Below are 560 nucleotides of genomic sequence, written 5' to 3' on the forward strand. Positions count from 1 at the left end.
TGCCAATCTGCGTGTTTGGAGTCACGTATCCATCGATACAGCATTTTAGGGTCTATCCCATGCCGTCTGGCTACTTGGCTAGCGTTTCCTACTTCGTGGGCTTCCTGGATCAATTGTTGTTTGAACTCGATTGAATAGCGTCTCCGTTGCATAAAAATATCCCCCTCTGTTCTTCTGATATCAGCTTAACAAGATAAGGGGGTATGACTCAAATCCAATTTTGGGGCTTAAAAGCAATCATCCGGAACAATCGTGATAAATACTCGGTATCAGCAATGTGCGACGTCCTGCAAATCGCACGAAGTACGTTCTACTATGAAGCGAAAGAATCACCAAAAGAAGACGAGATCACCGAAGCGATTGTGGAGATTTTCCACAAAAACCGCAAAGCTTATGGTACTCGCAAACTCAAATTCAAGTTTCAAGAGCGCGGCTTGGTCGCTACCAGACGTCGAATTGGCCGAATCATGAAAGAGCAGGGGCTTACAATGCTCCCATAGGCTGAGACACGGGAGCGTGATAAATAAGTTATAATGAAGCCATGGAAAAACGGAACCGAT

At 45.2% G+C, this 560-nt stretch carries 1 protein-coding gene and 1 pseudogene; one reads left to right on the forward strand and one right to left on the reverse strand.

Translation table 11 applies throughout. From position 1 onward, the window contains the following. On the reverse strand, positions 1-152 hold a 152-nt coding region (locus tag AC3WJN_RS25590), incomplete at its 3' end, for a transposase (RefSeq protein ID WP_492329360.1). 84 nt (positions 153-236) lie between these two features. Between AC3WJN_RS25590 and AC3WJN_RS25595 the strand changes: the two are divergent. Beyond that, positions 237-485 (forward strand): annotated as a pseudogene (locus AC3WJN_RS25595) (IS3 family transposase); the annotation flags it as partial. Between the last annotated feature and the right edge of the window lie 75 nt (positions 486-560).

The sequence above is a fragment of the Brevibacillus sp. FW306-2-1A-C05A genome, from assembly GCF_058781555.1.